The 16,203-nt window shown below is 63.4% G+C and carries 19 protein-coding genes and 2 pseudogenes; 9 read left to right on the plus strand and 12 right to left on the minus strand.

The features are described from left to right. Nucleotides 1-2: 2 nt before the first annotated feature. Nucleotides 3-341, plus strand: a complete 339-nt coding sequence (locus MTX21_RS02495) for a YciI family protein (protein ID WP_280970359.1) — start codon at nucleotides 3-5, stop codon at nucleotides 339-341. Between the two features lie 3 nt (nucleotides 342-344). Here the strand turns inward: MTX21_RS02495 and MTX21_RS02500 are convergent, their stop codons facing one another. The 3 genes from MTX21_RS02500 to MTX21_RS02510 all read right to left on the minus strand — a co-directional run bounded on the left by MTX21_RS02500 (nucleotide 345) and on the right by MTX21_RS02510 (nucleotide 2,044). Beyond that, nucleotides 345-1,313 (minus strand): AraC family transcriptional regulator, encoded by a 969-nt coding sequence (locus MTX21_RS02500; RefSeq protein WP_280970360.1) that lies wholly within the window; start codon nucleotides 1,311-1,313, stop codon nucleotides 345-347. Nucleotides 1,314-1,463: 150 nt separating this feature from the next. After that, nucleotides 1,464-1,661, minus strand: a complete 198-nt coding sequence (locus MTX21_RS02505) for a hypothetical protein (protein ID WP_280971201.1) — start codon at nucleotides 1,659-1,661, stop codon at nucleotides 1,464-1,466. Between the two features lie 107 nt (nucleotides 1,662-1,768). Further along, nucleotides 1,769-2,044 carry a hypothetical protein gene (locus MTX21_RS02510; RefSeq protein ID WP_280970361.1) on the minus strand — a complete coding sequence of 92 codons (276 nt, stop codon included), beginning with the start codon at nucleotides 2,042-2,044 and terminating at the stop codon, nucleotides 1,769-1,771. A gap of 304 nt (nucleotides 2,045-2,348) precedes the next feature. Here MTX21_RS02510 and MTX21_RS02515 point away from each other — a divergent pair, with 304 nt between their 5' ends. Beyond that, nucleotides 2,349-2,810 (plus strand): host attachment protein, encoded by a 462-nt coding sequence (locus MTX21_RS02515; RefSeq protein WP_280970362.1) that lies wholly within the window; start codon nucleotides 2,349-2,351, stop codon nucleotides 2,808-2,810. Between the two features lie 39 nt (nucleotides 2,811-2,849). Here the strand turns inward: MTX21_RS02515 and MTX21_RS02520 are convergent, their stop codons facing one another. Then, nucleotides 2,850-3,113: a hypothetical protein gene (locus tag MTX21_RS02520; RefSeq protein ID WP_280970363.1), complete on the minus strand. Its 264-nt coding sequence runs from the start codon at nucleotides 3,111-3,113 to the stop codon at nucleotides 2,850-2,852. 292 nt (nucleotides 3,114-3,405) lie between these two features. Here MTX21_RS02520 and MTX21_RS02525 point away from each other — a divergent pair, with 292 nt between their 5' ends. The 3 genes from MTX21_RS02525 to MTX21_RS02535 all read left to right on the plus strand — a co-directional run bounded on the left by MTX21_RS02525 (nucleotide 3,406) and on the right by MTX21_RS02535 (nucleotide 5,679). Beyond that, complete coding sequence (locus MTX21_RS02525) at nucleotides 3,406-3,852, plus strand: hypothetical protein (RefSeq protein WP_280970364.1); 447 nt, start codon at nucleotides 3,406-3,408, stop codon at nucleotides 3,850-3,852. A 104-nt stretch (nucleotides 3,853-3,956) separates the two neighbouring features. Beyond that, nucleotides 3,957-4,829, plus strand: coding sequence for a DMT family transporter (locus MTX21_RS02530; RefSeq protein WP_280970365.1), 873 nt, complete (start codon nucleotides 3,957-3,959; stop codon nucleotides 4,827-4,829). 106 nt (nucleotides 4,830-4,935) lie between these two features. Beyond that, entirely contained in the window at nucleotides 4,936-5,679 is a 744-nt protein-coding gene (locus MTX21_RS02535) for a hypothetical protein (RefSeq protein WP_280970366.1), read from the plus strand. A 44-nt stretch (nucleotides 5,680-5,723) separates the two neighbouring features. On the opposite strand, the gene MTX21_RS02540 is transcribed toward MTX21_RS02535, so the two are convergent. Together MTX21_RS02540 and MTX21_RS02545 are read right to left on the minus strand one after the other, a co-directional pair. Further along, nucleotides 5,724-6,005 carry a histone gene (locus MTX21_RS02540; protein ID WP_280970367.1) on the minus strand — a complete coding sequence of 94 codons (282 nt, stop codon included), beginning with the start codon at nucleotides 6,003-6,005 and terminating at the stop codon, nucleotides 5,724-5,726. Nucleotides 6,006-6,359: 354 nt separating this feature from the next. Continuing rightward, the gene (locus MTX21_RS02545; protein ID WP_280970368.1) at nucleotides 6,360-7,019 is read right to left on the minus strand and encodes a peroxiredoxin; all 660 of its coding nucleotides are present in this window, start codon (nucleotides 7,017-7,019) and stop codon (nucleotides 6,360-6,362) included. Nucleotides 7,020-7,402: 383 nt separating this feature from the next. On the opposite strand from MTX21_RS02545, the gene MTX21_RS02550 reads away from it, so the two are divergent. Further along, nucleotides 7,403-7,975 (plus strand): hypothetical protein, encoded by a 573-nt coding sequence (locus tag MTX21_RS02550; protein WP_280970369.1) that lies wholly within the window; start codon nucleotides 7,403-7,405, stop codon nucleotides 7,973-7,975. 57 nt (nucleotides 7,976-8,032) lie between these two features. Here MTX21_RS02550 and MTX21_RS02555 read toward each other — a convergent pair whose 3' ends face one another. Continuing rightward, nucleotides 8,033-9,886, minus strand: coding sequence for an alkaline phosphatase family protein (locus MTX21_RS02555; RefSeq protein ID WP_280970370.1), 1,854 nt, complete (start codon nucleotides 9,884-9,886; stop codon nucleotides 8,033-8,035). Nucleotides 9,887-10,569: 683 nt separating this feature from the next. Continuing rightward, on the minus strand, nucleotides 10,570-10,851 hold the full coding sequence (locus MTX21_RS02560) for a hypothetical protein (RefSeq protein WP_280970371.1): 282 nt from the start codon (nucleotides 10,849-10,851) through the stop codon (nucleotides 10,570-10,572). A 280-nt stretch (nucleotides 10,852-11,131) separates the two neighbouring features. Here MTX21_RS02560 and MTX21_RS02565 point away from each other — a divergent pair, with 280 nt between their 5' ends. Next, nucleotides 11,132-11,569: a hypothetical protein gene (locus tag MTX21_RS02565; RefSeq protein WP_280970372.1), complete on the plus strand. Its 438-nt coding sequence runs from the start codon at nucleotides 11,132-11,134 to the stop codon at nucleotides 11,567-11,569. A 12-nt stretch (nucleotides 11,570-11,581) separates the two neighbouring features. On the opposite strand, the gene MTX21_RS02570 is transcribed toward MTX21_RS02565, so the two are convergent. Further along, nucleotides 11,582-12,424 carry a GNAT family N-acetyltransferase gene (locus tag MTX21_RS02570; protein WP_280970373.1) on the minus strand — a complete coding sequence of 281 codons (843 nt, stop codon included), beginning with the start codon at nucleotides 12,422-12,424 and terminating at the stop codon, nucleotides 11,582-11,584. Between the two features lie 109 nt (nucleotides 12,425-12,533). Between MTX21_RS02570 and MTX21_RS02575 the strand changes: the two genes are divergently transcribed. Then, complete coding sequence (locus MTX21_RS02575) at nucleotides 12,534-13,238, plus strand: SDR family oxidoreductase (protein WP_280970374.1); 705 nt, start codon at nucleotides 12,534-12,536, stop codon at nucleotides 13,236-13,238. Between the two features lie 10 nt (nucleotides 13,239-13,248). On the opposite strand, the gene MTX21_RS02580 is transcribed toward MTX21_RS02575, so the two are convergent. Further along, nucleotides 13,249-14,304 carry a serine hydrolase gene (locus MTX21_RS02580; RefSeq protein ID WP_280970375.1) on the minus strand — a complete coding sequence of 352 codons (1,056 nt, stop codon included), beginning with the start codon at nucleotides 14,302-14,304 and terminating at the stop codon, nucleotides 13,249-13,251. 348 nt (nucleotides 14,305-14,652) lie between these two features. Between MTX21_RS02580 and MTX21_RS02585 the strand changes: the two are divergent. Continuing rightward, nucleotides 14,653-14,943: pseudogene (locus MTX21_RS02585) on the plus strand (metalloregulator ArsR/SmtB family transcription factor); the annotation flags it as partial. Here the strand turns inward: MTX21_RS02585 and MTX21_RS40035 are convergent. Next, nucleotides 14,943-15,020: pseudogene (locus MTX21_RS40035) on the minus strand (SRPBCC domain-containing protein); the annotation flags it as partial. The pseudogenes MTX21_RS02585 and MTX21_RS40035 sit on opposite strands and share 1 nt — an antisense overlap. A gap of 193 nt (nucleotides 15,021-15,213) precedes the next feature. Further along, the gene (locus MTX21_RS02590; protein ID WP_280970376.1) at nucleotides 15,214-16,188 is read right to left on the minus strand and encodes a tripartite tricarboxylate transporter substrate-binding protein; all 975 of its coding nucleotides are present in this window, start codon (nucleotides 16,186-16,188) and stop codon (nucleotides 15,214-15,216) included. Nucleotides 16,189-16,203 lie beyond the last annotated feature (15 nt).

The raw sequence follows: 16,203 nt of genomic DNA on the forward strand, positions 1-16,203 counted from the left end.
CTATGAAATATCTGATGCTTATCTATCAGCCGAAGGACTTCGACGCGAAGGCGCTCACTGAAAGCGAGTATAAGGCTGTGGCGGCGCAATACGCGGCCGTGACCGCGATGACCAACGTAACGCCGGGACTGCCGGCTGGTCTGCCGAAAGACGCTGTGACCGTTCGCGTGCAAAACGGTGAGACGGTGACAGCGCAAGGCCCCTACCAGGAACGCGCAGTGGGAGGTTACTTGGAATTCGAGGCCGACACGATTGACGCCGCGATCGAATTGGCCGCCCGCATCCCGGCTGCCCGTTTGGGGGGTGCCGTTGAGGTTCGTCCGGCCCAGAAATACTGGTAGGAGCTACGGGGTCTGAATCCTGGCCAACCGGCTGCGCGCCAGCGTCTCCGACGGCGCTTCGTTGAAGGTCGCGCGATAGATCGCGGCGAATTCGCCCATGTGGTGGAAGCCGTGGGCACGGGCGCAGCATGCGACGGTCAGGCTGCCGCCGCCTCTCAGGAGCCGGGCGCGGGCCGCCCACAGCCGCTTCAGCCGGATGTACTGGTGCAGGCTCATCCCGCGCAGCTTCGAAACGGCGCCGCCCAGTGTGCGCGTCGAGACGCCAAACTCGCTGGCGAGCCTCGCCGTGTAGATCGGGGCGGTCGGATGGGCGGCGACATAGTCGTCGAGCCGCTTGACGAGCCTTGACGACCGCGCGTGCGCGATCCGGTTATCGCCGATTGCGCGCGGATCCACATGAAACAGCTCATCGACAGCGAGCAGCAGCCCCTCCTGAATCTGCGCGGCAAGCTCGGGAATCGCGAACAGGCCCGGTTCCGCGCTGGCGGTCCGAAGGATGTCGAGAATGAGCTGGCGCACATGCATCAGGGCGGCGCGGTCCGGGACATAGGATTGGATCGTGTCGGCCCGGTCGAACCAGCCGCGGTCGGTCAGAGCGGGCGATAGGATGATCATCGCGTGAAGGTTGATTGCGGGCTCGATGAAATGGCAGTCATCGTTGCCGCGCAGTGCAACGAAGAAGCGCGAGTCCAGGTCTTCGCCGTTGAGAGTGGCGCGCACATCGTCTGTCAACGGCAGGATCACCATCCCGCCGGGCGCGCGATAGGCCGTATCCAGGATCCGCGCAAAGGATCTCATCACGATGATCCAGCACGCCGGCAGGCAAACGACCGCACGTGCCGCCGCGAAATGCGCGACGTCGAGCGGAATGCTCCTGGCATCCTCCATCAGCTCCGCCGGCCGGAACGCATCGACCTCAGTAAAGGTCGTCAGTTGCAGTGCGGAGGAGGGCGCAAGAGCACTGAACAACATTCGTCTGGCTCACAGCCGTTTCAATGACGCAAATCATATCAATGCTGAAGAGTCTTGATTCCGTAAACCGCGGGGCGGTGCCGTAGTATTGCGGTGTGTCCGAGGCGGGACGCGGGGACGAGGGGAGGCCCGATGGATCCGTCCCGCTCTCTAGCGCTCCCGGGCCATCGGCCGGCCGGAGGCGAGATCGATAAAATGGACGCGCGTGCAGGCGGGACAGGTGAATGCCTCGAAACTCCGCCCCTGCAGTTTCGGCTGCTTCTCCAGATGCGTTTGCACATTCATGCCCGTCTGGGGGCATTGGAAAACGATGAAATCCGCCATCGGCGCAAGCTGCCGCAGCGGCATTTTCTTGCTTTGATCTAGATCAGTTTTGGAATTGCTCTACGCGCAGAGGGCGCAGCCGGGATGGGTCTCCTCGCAAAAGCGAAGGGGCCCGAAGGCCCCTTCAAATCTCACCAGCGGCGATAGCCGCCGTAATAGCCGTAATATCTCGGACCATAGTATCTCGGGCCGTAGTAGGGCGCGTAATATCGCGGACCGTAATACGGGGCGTAATAGTTCGGCCGCCACCAGCAGCGTCCCCAGGCATTGCAGACCATGCGAACCTGCTCAATGTCAGAGACCTGCGGCGCTGGCGCAATCGGCGCAATGGGCATGGCGGACGCCGCCGGCGATGCCATGATGGCACCGAACAGGGACGCGGCAAAGAGGCCAATCTTAAGCTTCATGATGTCTTCCTCCGCAAACGCGATCCAAGATATCGGAGAGGGTTCTGATCAAATTGTGGCGGAACCGAAATGTAATGCTGATGAACAAAGCTTCAGCAATGTCGCCGCGGGCCTGATCAGGCGGCGCGGAAACCGTCCCAGGTCTGGGCTCATAGCCATCCTTGATCCCGCGCAAGTCCGAAGTCCGGCTTCGCTCGTAGTCTTGTCGCCGTGAGCAGTCCGTCGAGGACTTCGAAGGGCATCACGGGCGGTAGAGCCCACATGGACCAGTGGGCCACGCCGGCATGTTGTTTGGAGCAGTTCAATGAACAAGATGAGAATCGACAAAGGCGACTGGCTCGTCGTGTGCGACGGGCGCAAGGCACTCATCCTGGAAAATCTTGGCGACGAGATGTTTCCGAACCTGCGTACCCGCGAGGTGCATGAGCACGCCAACCCATCGACCAGTGCGCAGGGGACCGATACGCCGGGTAGACTCCATGCGTCAACGGGCGGTGCCCGCAGCGCGGTCGAGCAGACCGATTGGCACGACGAGGCCGAGCGTGCGTTCCTGCGGACGCTGGCCGAGCGGCTCGATATCGCAGTCAGTTCGGGCGAGACTTCGGCGCTGACCATGGTGGCCTCGCCGCGCGCGCTGGGCATGATCCGTGCCGACTACTCGGAGGCTGTCCGCAAGGCCCTTCAGGGCGAGGTCGGCAAGGACCTCGTCAAGCTGCCGGTCTACGAGATCGAGAAGCAGTTGCTGCTGTCGGGAGCCGCCAAATAAGGCATGAAGCGAGGCTTGCCGGCAGGAGACGGGTGCCCCTCAGAAGCAGGGGTGTCTCCGGCCATCCTGGCCGATATAGCCGGCCGAGCCCTGATAGCAGTGGTTGTTCGAGGGACCGTCGTAATAGGCGAACCTGCCTTGCGTGACGCCGGGGCCATAATTGTGCAGGTAGCTGATCGGATAGGGTAGCGGGTGGGTGTAATGGCGGTGGTGCCGGTGATGCACCCGGGCTTCCGAGAGGCTGGGGGCAAGGACTGCCGCCGACAGGACGGCGACCGCGGCAACAAGCTTCAACCTGCTCATCTCGATTCTCCGGAACCTGCGCTAACAGACCTGCCACTTATAGCCATTTTGGGCCGGCTGGGCACCATCCGGAGGTCGAAAATCGCCTCCGATCGCGGTTATTCCGGCCGGGTGTGACCCAAAAGCCGGGGAGCGTCCGCGGCCCTGCCCATTTTTGGCCTTTTCGAGATGCTTAACGAATTCCCCACACAAGTGTGACCAAAGAGAATTCCGTCAAGATTCCTTTCGCCGGCCCCTTGGGGGGGAGCTCTTCGAGGCCGGCTCATTGCAAGGCTGTCGCCGTCACTTTGCCATGCGCATCACGCCCTTAAGCCTGCTGTTGCTCTCCGTGATCGCCGCCACGCCTGCGCGGGCCGATCTGCACATCACCCGTGACCACGGCGGCTATGTCGAGGAGTACAAGGCCAAGTACAAGCGCGTCCGTGACAAGGGCGAGCGGGTCATCATCGACGGCATCTGCAATTCGGCCTGCACGCTGGTGCTGGGCATCGTGCCGATGAACAAGATCTGCGTGACGCCCCGTGCGAGCCTCGGCTTCCACCAAGCTTATTACGACAAGGCCTTCACCTTCGGCATCAAGGTCACCAGCGCCGAAGGGACGTCCGATCTGATGTCGTACTATCCCGACACGGTGAAGGACTGGATTCGCCGCAACGGTGGGCTCACCACCGACATGAAGAAGATCAAGAACGGCGTCGAACTCTGGAAGATCATCGACCCCTGTCCGACCGAATGGTGAGGGCCTGAGCCGCACCGCCGCTCTTGTCCGCCCTGCAGCGCAGCATCCCGCAAAGCTGAAATTCGCATTGCCGCACAGCCCCCGGTCGGGCAATGAGGGCGGCAATGAATCATAATCAAGACTCCCCGGCCGCACGTGCAGCGCCGATCCTGTTCGTCGTGCTCTGGAGCACCGGATTCATCGGCACCAAATACGTCGTCAACAACGCCGATCCATTGACCTATCTTGCCATCCGCATGGCTGTGGTCGTCGGCCTGATGGCGGTGATCGCCGCGATCGCCCGTCCAAAGTGGCCGGACCGCATCGGCATTGCCCACAGCGCCGTCGCCGGGATTTTGGTTCATGGCTTCTATCTCGGTGGCACCGCGATCGCTATCGCGCACTCGATTCCGGCTGGGCTCTCCGCGCTGATCCCGGGACTGCAACCGATCCTGACCTCGACCATCGCCAACCGCTGGCTTGGCGAGCGGGTCACGCCTTTGCAATGGGGCGGCCTGGTGCTCGGCCTGGGCGGCGTTGTTCTGATCCTGCACAACCGTCCCATGACGGGCGAAGCCGGTCTCGGCTGGCTCGCCTCGGTGGTCTCGCTGATCAGCATCACGCTCGGCACGCTTTATCAGCGGCGCTACTGCAACCACATCGACTGGCGCGCCGGCAACCTCGTGCAATACGCCGCCGTGACGATTTTCTTTGCGATCGGCGCCTTCCTGTTCGAGGACCGCGTGGTGCACTGGACGCGGGAATTCGTACTCGCACTCGCCTGGCTGGCCGTGGTGCTCTCGATTGGATCGATCGGGCTCCTGTACTGGTTGATCCGCCATGCCGCAGCGACCTCGGTTGCGAGCCTGTTCTATCTGGTACCGGCCGTCACCGCGCTGATGGCTTATGCGCTGTTCGGAGAGAGGCTGGACGCGCTCGCGATCGCTGGCGTCGCGATCTGCGCGGCGGCGGTGTTTCTGGTCAACCGGCGCTTCTAAGGTCCCGGGAGAGCCGGACCCCGGCAATACATCCCTGACGTGTACCGCCCATCCGTGCTAGGCTGGCGCGGCTTATTTCAGTTTCCCATTCAACTTGGTGATTTCCATGAAGAGAGCCAGGCGTGGACTGCTCGGCAGGTCCCTGAAGCCGGTTCGGATTGCCTGCATCAATTACGCGGAGAAGATGATCAGCGATCGGGCTATGGGCAAGCTCACCGCCGCGCTGCAGAAGTGCTACGACGAGCACTTCCTGCCGGTGTGGGGCTATCCGGTCGATCTCTACGTTACGTATAAACCGAAGCAGACGGATTGGCAGCTCGTCTATTTCGACGATGCCTCCCACAAGAACATGCTCGGACGCCACGAACTGACGCATCGCGGCCAGCCGATCTCAAAGATCTTCGTCAGGGCACTCGGCGATGAGCCAATCAGCATGGCGGCCTCGCACGAGCTGTTCGAGATGGTGCTCGATCCCATGGCCAATCTGTGGGCCGACGAGAGCAGGCACACCCAATATGCCTACGAGGTCTGCGATGCCGTCGAGGAGGAGTTCTTCATCGTCAGCGGCTTCCCGATGTCGAACTTCGTCTATCCGTCCTGGTTCGAGCCGTTCGAGCATCCGCGCGGTACCAAGTTCGATCACAAGGGAACGCTGAAGGCGCCGTTCTCGATGACTGAGGGCGGCTACGTGATCAAGAAGGTCAACGGCAGGCGGGTGATCAAGGCGTTCGGCTCAGCCGAAAAGCGGCGGCGCTTCGCCAAGGAGGATCGGCGCGGCCACAGGAGCGAGTTTCGTGATCCAAAAGGGAAGCACCACCCGGGCCGGCGCGCGTCCAAGCGACGCGGGTAGAGCGGAACCTCCGGGCGCGGCGCACCCGGAGGCCGAGGTTGCGATCAGCGCCTGGCTTTCCTGGCCTTCTTTTTCTTGGCAGCTTTTTTGCCGGCTTTCTTTGCCGTCTTCTTCGCGGTCTTCTTGGCCTTCTTCTTCTTCGAAAACTTCTTCGCAGCCTTCTTGGCTTTCTTCCTGGCGGCCTTCTTCGGCGCTACCTTTTTTGCAACCCTCTTGGCGGCCTTCCTGACTTTCTTGACGGCGGTGACAGCGGCGTCGTTGGTTGCCTCCACCGCGGTGGTGATCGTCTCCATCGCCTGTTCGGCTATCGGTTTCTCATCGTCCATATCGTCCCCCAGGGCTTGAACGGAGCGGTGACGATAGCGGGATTCGAAATTGTGTCAAAGCAACGCACAACCTTTGCGGATCTTCGCATAGGGCTAACGCGTGCTCGCGCAGCACCGGATTGAACGCGTGGAAGTAGGCGGCGATTTCACCGCACTGGCGCCGCTCAAGCACTGGAGCTGGCCGGTCGCGTTCGCCGACGTCGGCGCGCGGTGGTGACCGCGATCTCATCGACCGCTGGTCTGTCGGCGGCCGAGCTGGTCATTCCGGGCCGGTGCGCAACGCCCATCCCGGGTTCGCGCTTTGCGCGCCCCGGGATGACGATTGGCGGTTGCTTTTGCGCAAACCGCAGCCCGTCACTTCGGCTGCGGCACGATCCTGATGTAGGGCTTCGGCTCCTTCCAGCCCTGCGGATAGATCGTCTTGGCCTCGTCGTTGGAGACCGAGCCGGCGATGATGACATCCTCGCCCTGCTTCCAGTCGGCCGGCGTCGCGACGCGGTGCTTGGCGGTCATCTGGAGCGAGTCGATGGAGCGCAGGATCTCCTGGAAGTTACGTCCCGTGGTCATCGGATAGACCATCACCAGCTTGATCTTCTTGTCCGGGCCGATGACGAAGACGTTGCGGACGGTCTGGTTATCCGCCGGCGTCCGGGTGAGGGGATCGCCCGAGGTCGAGGCCGGCAGCATCTCGTAGAGCTTCGAGACGTTGAAGTCGGTGTCGCCGATCATCGGGTAGTTGGGGGCGGCGCCCTGCGTCTCCTTGATGTCTTCCGACCACTTCGCGTGGCGATCGACCGGATCGACCGAGAGGCCCATCAGCTTGACGCCGCGTTTGTCGAATTCGGGCTTCAACTTTGCGAGCGCGCCGAGTTCGGTCGTACAAACCGGCGTGAAGTCTTTCGGGTGCGAGAACAGCAAGGCCCAGCTATTGCCGATCCAGTCGTGGAATTTGATCTTCCCTTCGGTGGTCTCGGCTTCGAAGTCGGGGGCTGTGGTGCCGATTGGGAGTGGCATGGTTCTACCTCATCGCATTGAATTTACTGGTAAATTTTCTAAGGCCGTCAAGCTCAGTATATGAGCGTGAACGGTACAAGTGAACCGGCTCAAGTAAAATGTGAATTCCTTCTTTGAAAGACCGATTTTCTAGCATCTTTCTGATAGAGCCGCGCCTGTGGCGAAACAACCCTACCCGGAGGGACGCGGTCTAGATTGCCCCGATAATGCCCTTTATGACCAGCATTACGCGGGCCCTGACTTTTGCTGGAACCGAAATGGTCCTGACAGCGACTAATCGGCAACCATCGAGAAAAGTCGCGATCCTCCTATCGAATCGTTAACCACTCGTTCAGGTCCTGCATGGAAATGCTGGTCGATCAGAAGAAGTTTGGAAGTGAACTATGTCTGCCGTTGCGCCTAACTCCGTCGAGTCTCCCTCTCTCGAACCGTCTTGTCGCGATACCGCGGCCCATGCGCTGACCATCGTGCGCGACGGCGTGATCACGGGTGAGGGCCCGACCACCAAGGGCAGGGTGCATTTCTCCCGCTCGCTCGACGCCGATGACACCGCCTGGTGCACGCGCATCCTGACCGCTGCCGCGGTCAACGACCAGCCGATCAGCCGCGCTGAGGCCGAAGTCCTGTTCGAGATCAACGAAGCCGCGACCGAGCGCACTGATGGTGGCCGGTTCGACGACCTGCTTGCCAAGGCCGTCGCCCATTATGCAGCGAACGCCTCGGGCCTGCCGGTGCCGCCGCGCAGCGTTGCGCTGTCGCCGGACACCGACATCGAGAGCTGGGCACCATCCTACGCCTCCAAGGTCAACAGCGAGATGCTGGAATGGATCGCCGGCCAGATGCGCGGCAAGCGCCACAACAACCGTCGCTTGATGGCGATGGTGGCGACCTTCCTGGGCGCCACCGCGCTGCCCCTGGCGGGCCAATTGCCGAACGTGTTCGACATCGGCATGTAAAGCTTTGGGCGTGTGAGATTTTCGTGCCTCTCGTGAGGACGCGATGAAGCGGCGGGGTTATTTCCCCGCCGTTTTTTGTTTGCCGGCCTCCGGCTCGAGCCCGAGCGTGCGACCGGGGAAGCCGGCGGCGTCGAAATAGCGCTGGCTGCCGACGCGCTGGAAGTTGAGGACGGTCTGCAGTCCGTTCTCGGACATCTTCGACTTCTCCACGGCCTTGTACGCCTTGGGCACGATGCCGTTAGGCAGGGCCTCCGACATCACCCGGCCGACCAGGCCGCCGTTCTGCGACCTGCGCAGCCCCATGATCTGGGCGGCGGTCATGCCGACGTCGGCATTGCTGACCGGTAGCTCGTCGACGAAGCCGGCTTTGAAGTCCGGCCCAATCGCGGCCATGAAGTTCATGGTGTCGCCGCGGCTGAAGCTGCCATGCATGCCCTGGCCCTGGCGCAGCACGGTGTCGGCCACCTGCACCGAGCAGTTGGTTGGCGCCTCGCCGCAATCGCTGGCATAGGAGCGGAAGTTGACGACGATCGCCGGCGTCGGCGTCGCCGCCTTGCCGCGCAGGTTGATGCTCGACAGCGGCAGTGTGCCGGGGAAGCGGCCGAGGGAGTCGTCGACGAACAGGCCGGAGACGTAGTCCTGCTCGAGCAGCGCCTTGACGGTCTTGGCTGCTAGCTTCTTGTCCTTGTTCGGCAGATAAACCAGGTCCGAGCCGCCATTGGTGGCGACGACGAGATCGGGCTTGGTCGGGTCGTTGCCGAGCACGCCGTTACCGGCCTTCGGATGCTTGTTGCCCTCGACCTTCGCATTCTTGTCGTTGGGATCGAACAGCGGCAGATCGAGCGCCTTGGCGAGGTCGAGCGCCAAAAAGCCCATCGGCAAAAAGTCCTTCGGCGTGTCGTCATAGCTGACCTTGGCCGAGGGGCTGGTCTTGCTCTCCTTGGAGATGGTCGAGAAGCCGTGGTCGGCCTGGATCATAATGTTGGTGTTCGCGGCGAGCCCGAGCTCGTCCAGCGCCTTGCGGATCTGGGCGAGGTTGTTGTCGGCGTTCTTGATGCTCGCCATCGTGCTCGGGCCGTTGATGCCGGGCATGATCTGATTGAGGCTGTCGCCCTGGTTATGCTGGGTGCCGTCCGGATCGCGCGACCAGAACACCAGCACGAACGGCTTGTTGCGTGCCTTGAACATCGGCAGCACGGCCTTGGTCGCGACGTCGGCGAGGTAGGCCTGCTGCGCGACGTTGGCGACGGTGGTGCCGGGCGTCTTGGCGTCGCCGGCCTTGGCGTTGTCGCCGCGCGAGGGAGTGGCGAGGGGCAGACCGGCCTTGGTCAGGGCCTCTTTCATTTCGTCCGACAGCGCGACACTGTTCTTGCCGCCGGTGGCGTCGTCGATGACGATCGAATGATTACCCGGCTTGTCCGGATGATCGGTGTGGTCGAACTGATAGGTCGGACCGACCTTGCCGATCGCCGCCGTGCTCAGGCCCTTGTCGCGAGCCATCTTCAAAATGGTCTCCTCGTTGAGATAGTCGCCCTTGAAATGCTCGTCGATGTCGCCGAGAACCGCATCGTTCTCGATGAAGGGGACCACGGTATCGCCGGCGGGCACGGACGTGTAGTTGGTCCAGATCGTGTTGGAGAACACGCCGGTGTCGCCGAGATAATGGCCGGTCGATATCGCCGAGCCGTTGGCCATGGTGAAGGTCGGAAACAGCGAATGGGGATTCTTGAAGTTGACGCCCTTGTCGCGGACCTCCGCCATCGCCGGCGCCGTCTCGGGAGTGACCTTCAGCGCGCGCAGGCCGTCAGGGATGAACAGGATCAGGTTATGAGGCGTGTTGTTCTGCGCGGAGGCAAGTCCGGTGGACAGCACTGTCAATCCGGCGGACAGCAACACCAGTGAATGGCGCATAGATCTCTCCCAGCAGTGAGGCGGCTCGGCGACCGACCGCGGCCGCTGCCTTCGTTTAGTTTTGCTGCATGACAGTTTTGTTACAAGAGCGAAGAGGGATGCAAGGGGGTTGGGGAGGGCGCCGCGCGATGTCTGGCGGCGGAGTGAGGTATTGGCTGGGTGAGTGGCGGTGCTTTGTTAGGAGCACTTGATACGGCCATCCCCAGCTTCGGCGTCGTCCTCACTTTTCGACGATGCGCAAATAGCGCAATCCGCTTTCACGAGCATCGTCATTGCGAGCGCGGGAAGCAATCCAGACTGTCGCAGCGGGACGACTATGGATTGCTTCGCTGCGCTCGCAATGACGGAGTGTACGCAACAGCGTCGCTCTTTCAATTCTCATCGCCAACTGCGGACGTCTCCTTGCGGCTCGTTTCGCGTGATGATCGCGATATCCGTCTCTGCGGCGACCGGAGTGCACAATCAATAGCATAGTTTCAGAATTCGAATAATCAGTATTAGTTGTCGTCGACGTCTTGACGCCGGACTCGTGTTTTGGCCCGCCGTCACTCAGATCGGCAATTCAACGAACACTATCCTGGGAAACGCAGGACATGCTGGACTGGCTGCGCAAACAACAACATGGCCGCTGAAACGCGAGGGCCCACCGTCCGCTGGACGGTGGGCCTGGTGGCGCGCCGATCTTACCAGTAGCTATAGCGACCGCTCAGCGTGCCGTTGTTGTTGCCGCCGGGGCCGACGTCACCTTGCGTCGAACTCGGCGTCGGATGGTTGGTGCCGTTGAGCGAGCCGTACGGCGCCGCAGGCCCGGGGTAGTACATTGGGCCCGGCCGCACCGGTTCATAGGCGGGGCCGCTACGCTCCCATCCCACGCCGTTGCCGTTCCAATCGTAGGCCTGGGCCGACGCGGCGGTTGTACCCGCCATGAGCGATGCCGTGACCAGGCATGCAAGTTTACGTTGCATCGAGATGCTCCCTTGCTGTGTCGGGGCCAACGACCGCAATGCAGCAGCGTTCCGCCGCATCCGGTCAACTCGATCAACTCGCGATCAACAGGTTATGAGACGCGTTCACGGAACGACGTCTTGGCAACGCCCCGGCGGCGGGACGGGCGCGTCTTGCCCGCAGGGCTCGCTCTGTTAATCCCGTTCCTTAACCAATAATTAATTGTACGTTTGCGGGGGAGCTGCGGCCCGGCCTAGCGTGCAGTGGGGAGCTGCCGTAGCCAACGAGTTGGTGCGTATCATGACCTATAAATTGCATGGGGCGTTGCTCGCCTTGCTCAGCGCAACCGCGCTGCTCCTTAGTCCGAACGAGAGTGTTGCCAGGCCTGCGGTTGCCCCCGCCGCGCCCCCGGCGGTCGGCCGTCCAGCGTTCGTGCCGCCCGCAGCCCGGTTCCACCACCGGCGGAACAATCCATTTGTCTACTGGCCGGGCGGGGGCGGGTTCTACTACGACCCCGGCATGACCAACCAGCCCTTCGTCGATGCGGCGCAGCCGCCGCAGTCCACCGACGTGCGCTACACCTACACCTATGATGTCCCCTGGGACTGGGCGCATCGTTTCCCGCCGAACGTCGTGCCGTCCGACCGTCCGTATGTGCCGAGCTGCCCATCGGAGACGGTCACCGTGCCCGGCCGCGGCGGTGGCGAGCACACCGTCAACATCATGCGCTGCTACTGAGCGGCGGATTCTCTAGCCCAGCTCGAAGCTGGTCACGCCGAAGATGCGGTCGAGCTGCAGTGGGCGGATCGGTCCGGTATACATCCGCGCGGTCTCGAACACCGGCGTGAGGCCGAAGGACTCGGCCAATGCAACGGCCTCGCCGTTGATGGCGGGGACGTCGAGAAAGACCTCGCCGCTGCCGGCGCTTGCGAGCAGGGCCCGCAGGATCGTATCCGCGCCGGCGCGATCGTCGGCGACGAGGGGGCCGATCTTGCGGCCGGTCCGGCACGGACGGATCACACCCCATGCCGCAAGCCGGCCGTCGCGCATGAGCGCGCGACCGATATGGCCGGGTGCATCGATCCAGGCACGCAGGAACGCGCGGCGCGGAGCGGGGAAGACGGTGGCATCGTCGGCCTCCACCACTGCTAACGGGATGTTCTCGAGCGCGACGACACCAGCCGGCGGCGAAGGCGGGGCCGCGACGGTGCCGCCGTGGCGGATATTGGCGTAGGCAAGCCGGAAGCCGGATTTTTTGTAATTGTCCTGCTGCGCCACAACGCCGTCGAGCCCGATGACGCGGGATCCCGCATGCGCGATCGCCGCATTCCAGATGCGCAGGCCGTGGCCCGCACCGCGAAAGGCGGCGCGCACGATGTAGAAGCCGAGAAAGGCGAAGGTCTCGCCATAGTTCACGCAGGAGACGGTCGCGACCGGCTCGCCATCGATCTCGCCGAGGAAGAAGCCTTGCGCATCGGGGACGGCGAAACAGGCGGCGTCGGCGAGCCCCGGATTCCAGCCCTCTGCGGCGGCCCAATCGACCGCGAGGGAAGTCTCCCCGGGGCGCATGTTGCGGATCTGCAAGTCGCTCATGATGGTGGCCTGTTGCGATGGTGGACCTATCGGCAATTCTGCTTGTAGAAGAGCCGATGATAGGCCGGGCCGTCGGCTCGCCTCAACGGTATCGCAAGGGATGATCGTCATGGCAGCGGAAAAGGTCGCACTCGTCACCGCAGGCGGCAGTGGCATGGGGGCGGGGGCTGCGCGGCGGCTCGCCGGCGACGGTTTTCGCGTCGCGATCCTGTCGTCCTCCGGCAAGGGTGAGGCACTGGCGGCCGAGCTTGGCGGCTTCGGCGTCACCGGCTCGAACAAGTCGAGCGACGATCTGAAGCGGGTCGTCGACGGTGCGCTTGCCAAGTGGGGACGCATCGACGTGCTCGTCAACAGCGCCGGCCACGGACCGCGCGCGCCGATCACGGAGATCACCGACGAGCAGTGGCATGCCGGCCTCGATACTTATCTGCTGAACGTGGTCCGTCCGACACGGCTGGTCACGCCGGTCATGCAGGCGCAGAAGGGCGGCGCCATCATCAACATCTCGACCGCCTGGGCGTTCGAGCCGAGCGCGATGTTCCCGACCTCGGCAGTGTTTCGCGCAGGCCTGGCCGCCTTCACCAAGATCTTCACCGACACTCATGCGGCCGACAACATCCGGATGAACAACGTGCTGCCGGGCTGGATCGACAGCCTGCCGCAGACGGACGCGCGCCGCGACAGCGTGCCGCTGAAGCGCTACGGCAAGGTCGAGGAGATCGCGGCGACGATCTCGTTCCTGGCCTCGGACGGTGCGGCCTACATCACCGGACAGAACATCCGCGTCGATGGCGGACTGACGCGATCGGTCTGACGCCGTTGTCTCAATGTGACGCGACCAGCCGCGCCAGCGTAGGCAGGATCTTGTAGCGCGCGATCTCGTGCGGATAGTCGCCGCGGTTGGCCAGCAGCGCGATGCCGAGCCGTCGGGCCGGGACGAGGCCGATATAGCCAGAGGCGTTGTTGAGGCCGCCGGGCTTGTCCACGACCGTGAGACCGGGAAGATGCACCGTCTCCCAAGCCATGCCCTGTCCGAATTTCTCGTCGACGCGGAAGGCTTCGCGCTGCGTTATCTGGAGGGCCTCGCGCAGTTGCGGTTCGATCGATCGGCCGTCGACGCAGGCAGCCATGAGGCTCGCCAGATCCCGCGCCGAGGAAAACATCTGGCCGGTGCCGGGGACATCGAAATAGCTCTGCTGGTTGCCGGGCGGGCCGATCGCCATGCCCTGGTCCGAATAACCCTGGACGACGCGCCGCATCCGCGGCGCGTCCATGACGGCGCGATTGTCTGCACCGCGCTCCGGGATGGACGTCGCTTTCATGCCAATCGGCATCAGGACGCGGCGCTCGATGAGCTCGCGGATCGGCTTGCCGTAGCAGCGCTCGAGCACGAGCTGGAGCAGCACGTAGCCGGCATGGCTGTAGATGCGCTGTTTCTCGGGCGCCGCGTCCGCAGGTGGCGCGAAGGCGTCGAGCATGCCGATGAACTGCTCGCGCGTGTACGACTCGTTCGGCCACGGCGGATGGTCGGTCGGCAGCAGCAGGCCCGAGGTATGGGTGGCGAGCTCGCCGACGGTGACGCGGCGAATGTAATCGCCGGTGAGCTCAGGCAGGTATTTCGACACACGATCGTCGAGCCGCAACTCGCCGCGCAGCGCGCCGAGCGCCACCAGCGTCGCCTCGAAAGGCTTTCGCAAGGAGGCGAGATTGAACAGCGTATCCGACGTCACGGGGAGTCGGGTCGTGTCGTCGGCAAAGCCATAGTTGAAGAATTCGACGTGGCGTCCGGCATAGAGCGCGGCGGCGAGGCCGCCTGGATGGTCCGGCGTCGCGGTCGGTGCGAGCTCGGCCGCAACGATGTCGCGCATCAACGCAATCATGTCGGAATCCGCGGCTGCGCGGCGCGGCCGGGCGAGGCAGATCGCGAGCGGTACGAGTGCAGCCCGGGCGAAAGTTCGCCGGGTGAGACGTGTTGATGTGACAAAAGACGGCACGGTCCGAATGTACGATGCGATGCGCCCCCGCTTCGTCTTACAGGGAAGGGCCGCGCATCCCAATTCACGTTTGCGCGCTGTGGGTTCCGCATGACGGCCGTCGTTCAGCTTCGTCGCGCGAATGGAGCGGAGCGAAATCCGCGCTCCGAGTGGATTCGCGGCCGATAGAATTTTACTTAGCCGATAGGATAACAATTGTTGACGCTGCCCGGCGCATCGCCTATAGTTAGCTACATGGCTAACCAATTGACCGGACTGGATCAGATCTTTGCAGCACTCGCCGACCCGACCCGGCGGGCGATCGTGATGCGGCTGTGCGCGGGCGAGGCATCGGTCGGCGAGCTCGCCGATCCCTTCGACATGGCGCTGCCGAGCTTCATGAAACACATCCACGTGCTGGAGACGAGCGGCCTTGTGCAATCGGAGAAGGCAGGCCGCGTGCGCACCTGCCGTCTCAAACCGGATGCACTTCTCGGTGCGGAAGACTGGTTCCAGCAGCAGCGTGCGATCTGGGAGGCGCGGCTCGGGCCGAACCATTGCGGCAGATGTTTTGGATCGGACCACGCCTCGAACACCAGCGCACGCGGCGCGTCGATCGCTCGCGGCCCATGTGGCGACGATGAAGGGGTGATTGCGAACCCTGGAATCTCCAAGTTCGGCGTCCTCGCTCACAGACGATTCGCGGAAACAGATGCGGCCCCGGCGACAGGGAGGACCTCGCCGGGGCCGCGCTCGCGCGCGCATCCTGTCACGGCGCGCGACTGATGATCCGACTATCGCCGCGGGACGTTGAATTCACTCGCCCTTGAGGCCGGCGTCGCGGATCAGCGCGCTCCATTTGTGCGTCTCGGCGTCGATGAACCGGCTGAATTCGGTGGCCGTGGTCGCGTGCACCTCGAGGCCTTGCGCAGAGAGCTTTTGCTTGATGTCGGCGCTATCGAGCACGCGCAGGATTGCGGCTTGAATACGATCGACCACGGACTGCGGCGTCTTGGTCGGCACCATGAAGCCAAACCAGCCGGCGGCGATCACGTTGGAAAAGCCTTGCTCGCGTAGGGTCGGCGCCTGCGGGTAGAGGGCGCTGCGCTCGCTGGAAGCGACGCCGAGCACGGTGAACTTGCCGCTCTGGATATAGGGCAGAGCGGTCGGCAACGCTGTCAGCGTGGCATCGACGCGCCCGGCGAGCAGCTCGGTGTAGGACGCTGCGTCGCCGCGGAAGGGAATGTTGAGGCCTTTAACGCCGGCGTCCCTGAACAGGAGCTCGCCGGCGAGCTGTGGCTGCGAACCGGCGCCGGGCGAGGCGAAGGTCAGTCCGTCCGGCTTCGACTTGCCGTAGGCGATCAGCTCAGGCAACGTCTTGAACGGCGCGTCCGCGCTGATGATCAAGAACAGCGGCGCGATCACGGCCATGGCGACCGTCTGCAGGTCCTTGCGATCATAGGTCAGCTTGCCGAACAGCGCTTCGGCGGTGGCGTAGGGGGCTGCGACATAGAGGAGCGTGTAGCCGTCGCCCGGTGCGTGCGCGACCAGATCGTTGGCGATGCGCGTGCCGGCACCGGGCTTGTTCTCGACGATGAACTGCTGATGCAGGTTCCGGCCAAGCTCATCGGCGAAGAGGCGCAGCGAGATGTCGTTCGATCCGCCCGGCCCATAAGGCGAGATCAGCCGCACCAGTCGCGAGGGCCACGCATCTTCAGCGCGCGCGGACAATGAAACAGCGGGCAGCGAGACGGCGAGGGTGCCCAGCAATGTTCGGCGCGTCATGATCATGGTGGCCTCCCGGAC

Origin of the sequence: Bradyrhizobium sp. ISRA430 (genome assembly GCF_029909975.1) — a bacterium.
In the GTDB taxonomy this organism is placed as follows: Bacteria; Pseudomonadota; Alphaproteobacteria; order Rhizobiales; family Xanthobacteraceae; genus Bradyrhizobium.

What these genes read in the sequence shown, in the direction of transcription:
- MTX21_RS02560 (WP_280970371.1), bottom strand. Translation starts at nt 10,851, where the DNA reads ATGCAACGTAAACTTGCATGCCTGGTCACGGCATCGCTCATGGCGGGT.
- MTX21_RS02500 (WP_280970360.1), bottom strand. Translation starts at nt 1,313, where the DNA reads ATGTTGTTCAGTGCTCTTGCGCCCTCCTCCGCACTGCAACTGACGACC.
- MTX21_RS02575 (WP_280970374.1), top strand. Translation starts at nt 12,534, where the DNA reads ATGGCAGCGGAAAAGGTCGCACTCGTCACCGCAGGCGGCAGTGGCATG.
- MTX21_RS02590 (WP_280970376.1), bottom strand. Translation starts at nt 16,188, where the DNA reads ATGATCATGACGCGCCGAACATTGCTGGGCACCCTCGCCGTCTCGCTG.
- MTX21_RS02535 (WP_280970366.1), top strand. Translation starts at nt 4,936, where the DNA reads ATGAAGAGAGCCAGGCGTGGACTGCTCGGCAGGTCCCTGAAGCCGGTT.
- MTX21_RS02495 (WP_280970359.1), top strand. Translation starts at nt 3, where the DNA reads ATGAAATATCTGATGCTTATCTATCAGCCGAAGGACTTCGACGCGAAG.
- MTX21_RS02570 (WP_280970373.1), bottom strand. Translation starts at nt 12,424, where the DNA reads ATGAGCGACTTGCAGATCCGCAACATGCGCCCCGGGGAGACTTCCCTC.
- MTX21_RS02565 (WP_280970372.1), top strand. Translation starts at nt 11,132, where the DNA reads ATGACCTATAAATTGCATGGGGCGTTGCTCGCCTTGCTCAGCGCAACC.
- MTX21_RS02525 (WP_280970364.1), top strand. Translation starts at nt 3,406, where the DNA reads ATGCGCATCACGCCCTTAAGCCTGCTGTTGCTCTCCGTGATCGCCGCC.
- MTX21_RS02540 (WP_280970367.1), bottom strand. Translation starts at nt 6,005, where the DNA reads ATGGACGATGAGAAACCGATAGCCGAACAGGCGATGGAGACGATCACC.
- MTX21_RS02520 (WP_280970363.1), bottom strand. Translation starts at nt 3,113, where the DNA reads ATGAGCAGGTTGAAGCTTGTTGCCGCGGTCGCCGTCCTGTCGGCGGCA.
- MTX21_RS02505 (WP_280971201.1), bottom strand. Translation starts at nt 1,661, where the DNA reads ATGCCGCTGCGGCAGCTTGCGCCGATGGCGGATTTCATCGTTTTCCAA.
- MTX21_RS02530 (WP_280970365.1), top strand. Translation starts at nt 3,957, where the DNA reads ATGAATCATAATCAAGACTCCCCGGCCGCACGTGCAGCGCCGATCCTG.
- MTX21_RS02510 (WP_280970361.1), bottom strand. Translation starts at nt 2,044, where the DNA reads ATGAAGCTTAAGATTGGCCTCTTTGCCGCGTCCCTGTTCGGTGCCATC.
- MTX21_RS02580 (WP_280970375.1), bottom strand. Translation starts at nt 14,304, where the DNA reads ATGATTGCGTTGATGCGCGACATCGTTGCGGCCGAGCTCGCACCGACC.
- MTX21_RS02515 (WP_280970362.1), top strand. Translation starts at nt 2,349, where the DNA reads ATGAACAAGATGAGAATCGACAAAGGCGACTGGCTCGTCGTGTGCGAC.
- MTX21_RS02545 (WP_280970368.1), bottom strand. Translation starts at nt 7,019, where the DNA reads ATGCCACTCCCAATCGGCACCACAGCCCCCGACTTCGAAGCCGAGACC.
- MTX21_RS02550 (WP_280970369.1), top strand. Translation starts at nt 7,403, where the DNA reads ATGTCTGCCGTTGCGCCTAACTCCGTCGAGTCTCCCTCTCTCGAACCG.
- MTX21_RS02555 (WP_280970370.1), bottom strand. Translation starts at nt 9,886, where the DNA reads ATGCGCCATTCACTGGTGTTGCTGTCCGCCGGATTGACAGTGCTGTCC.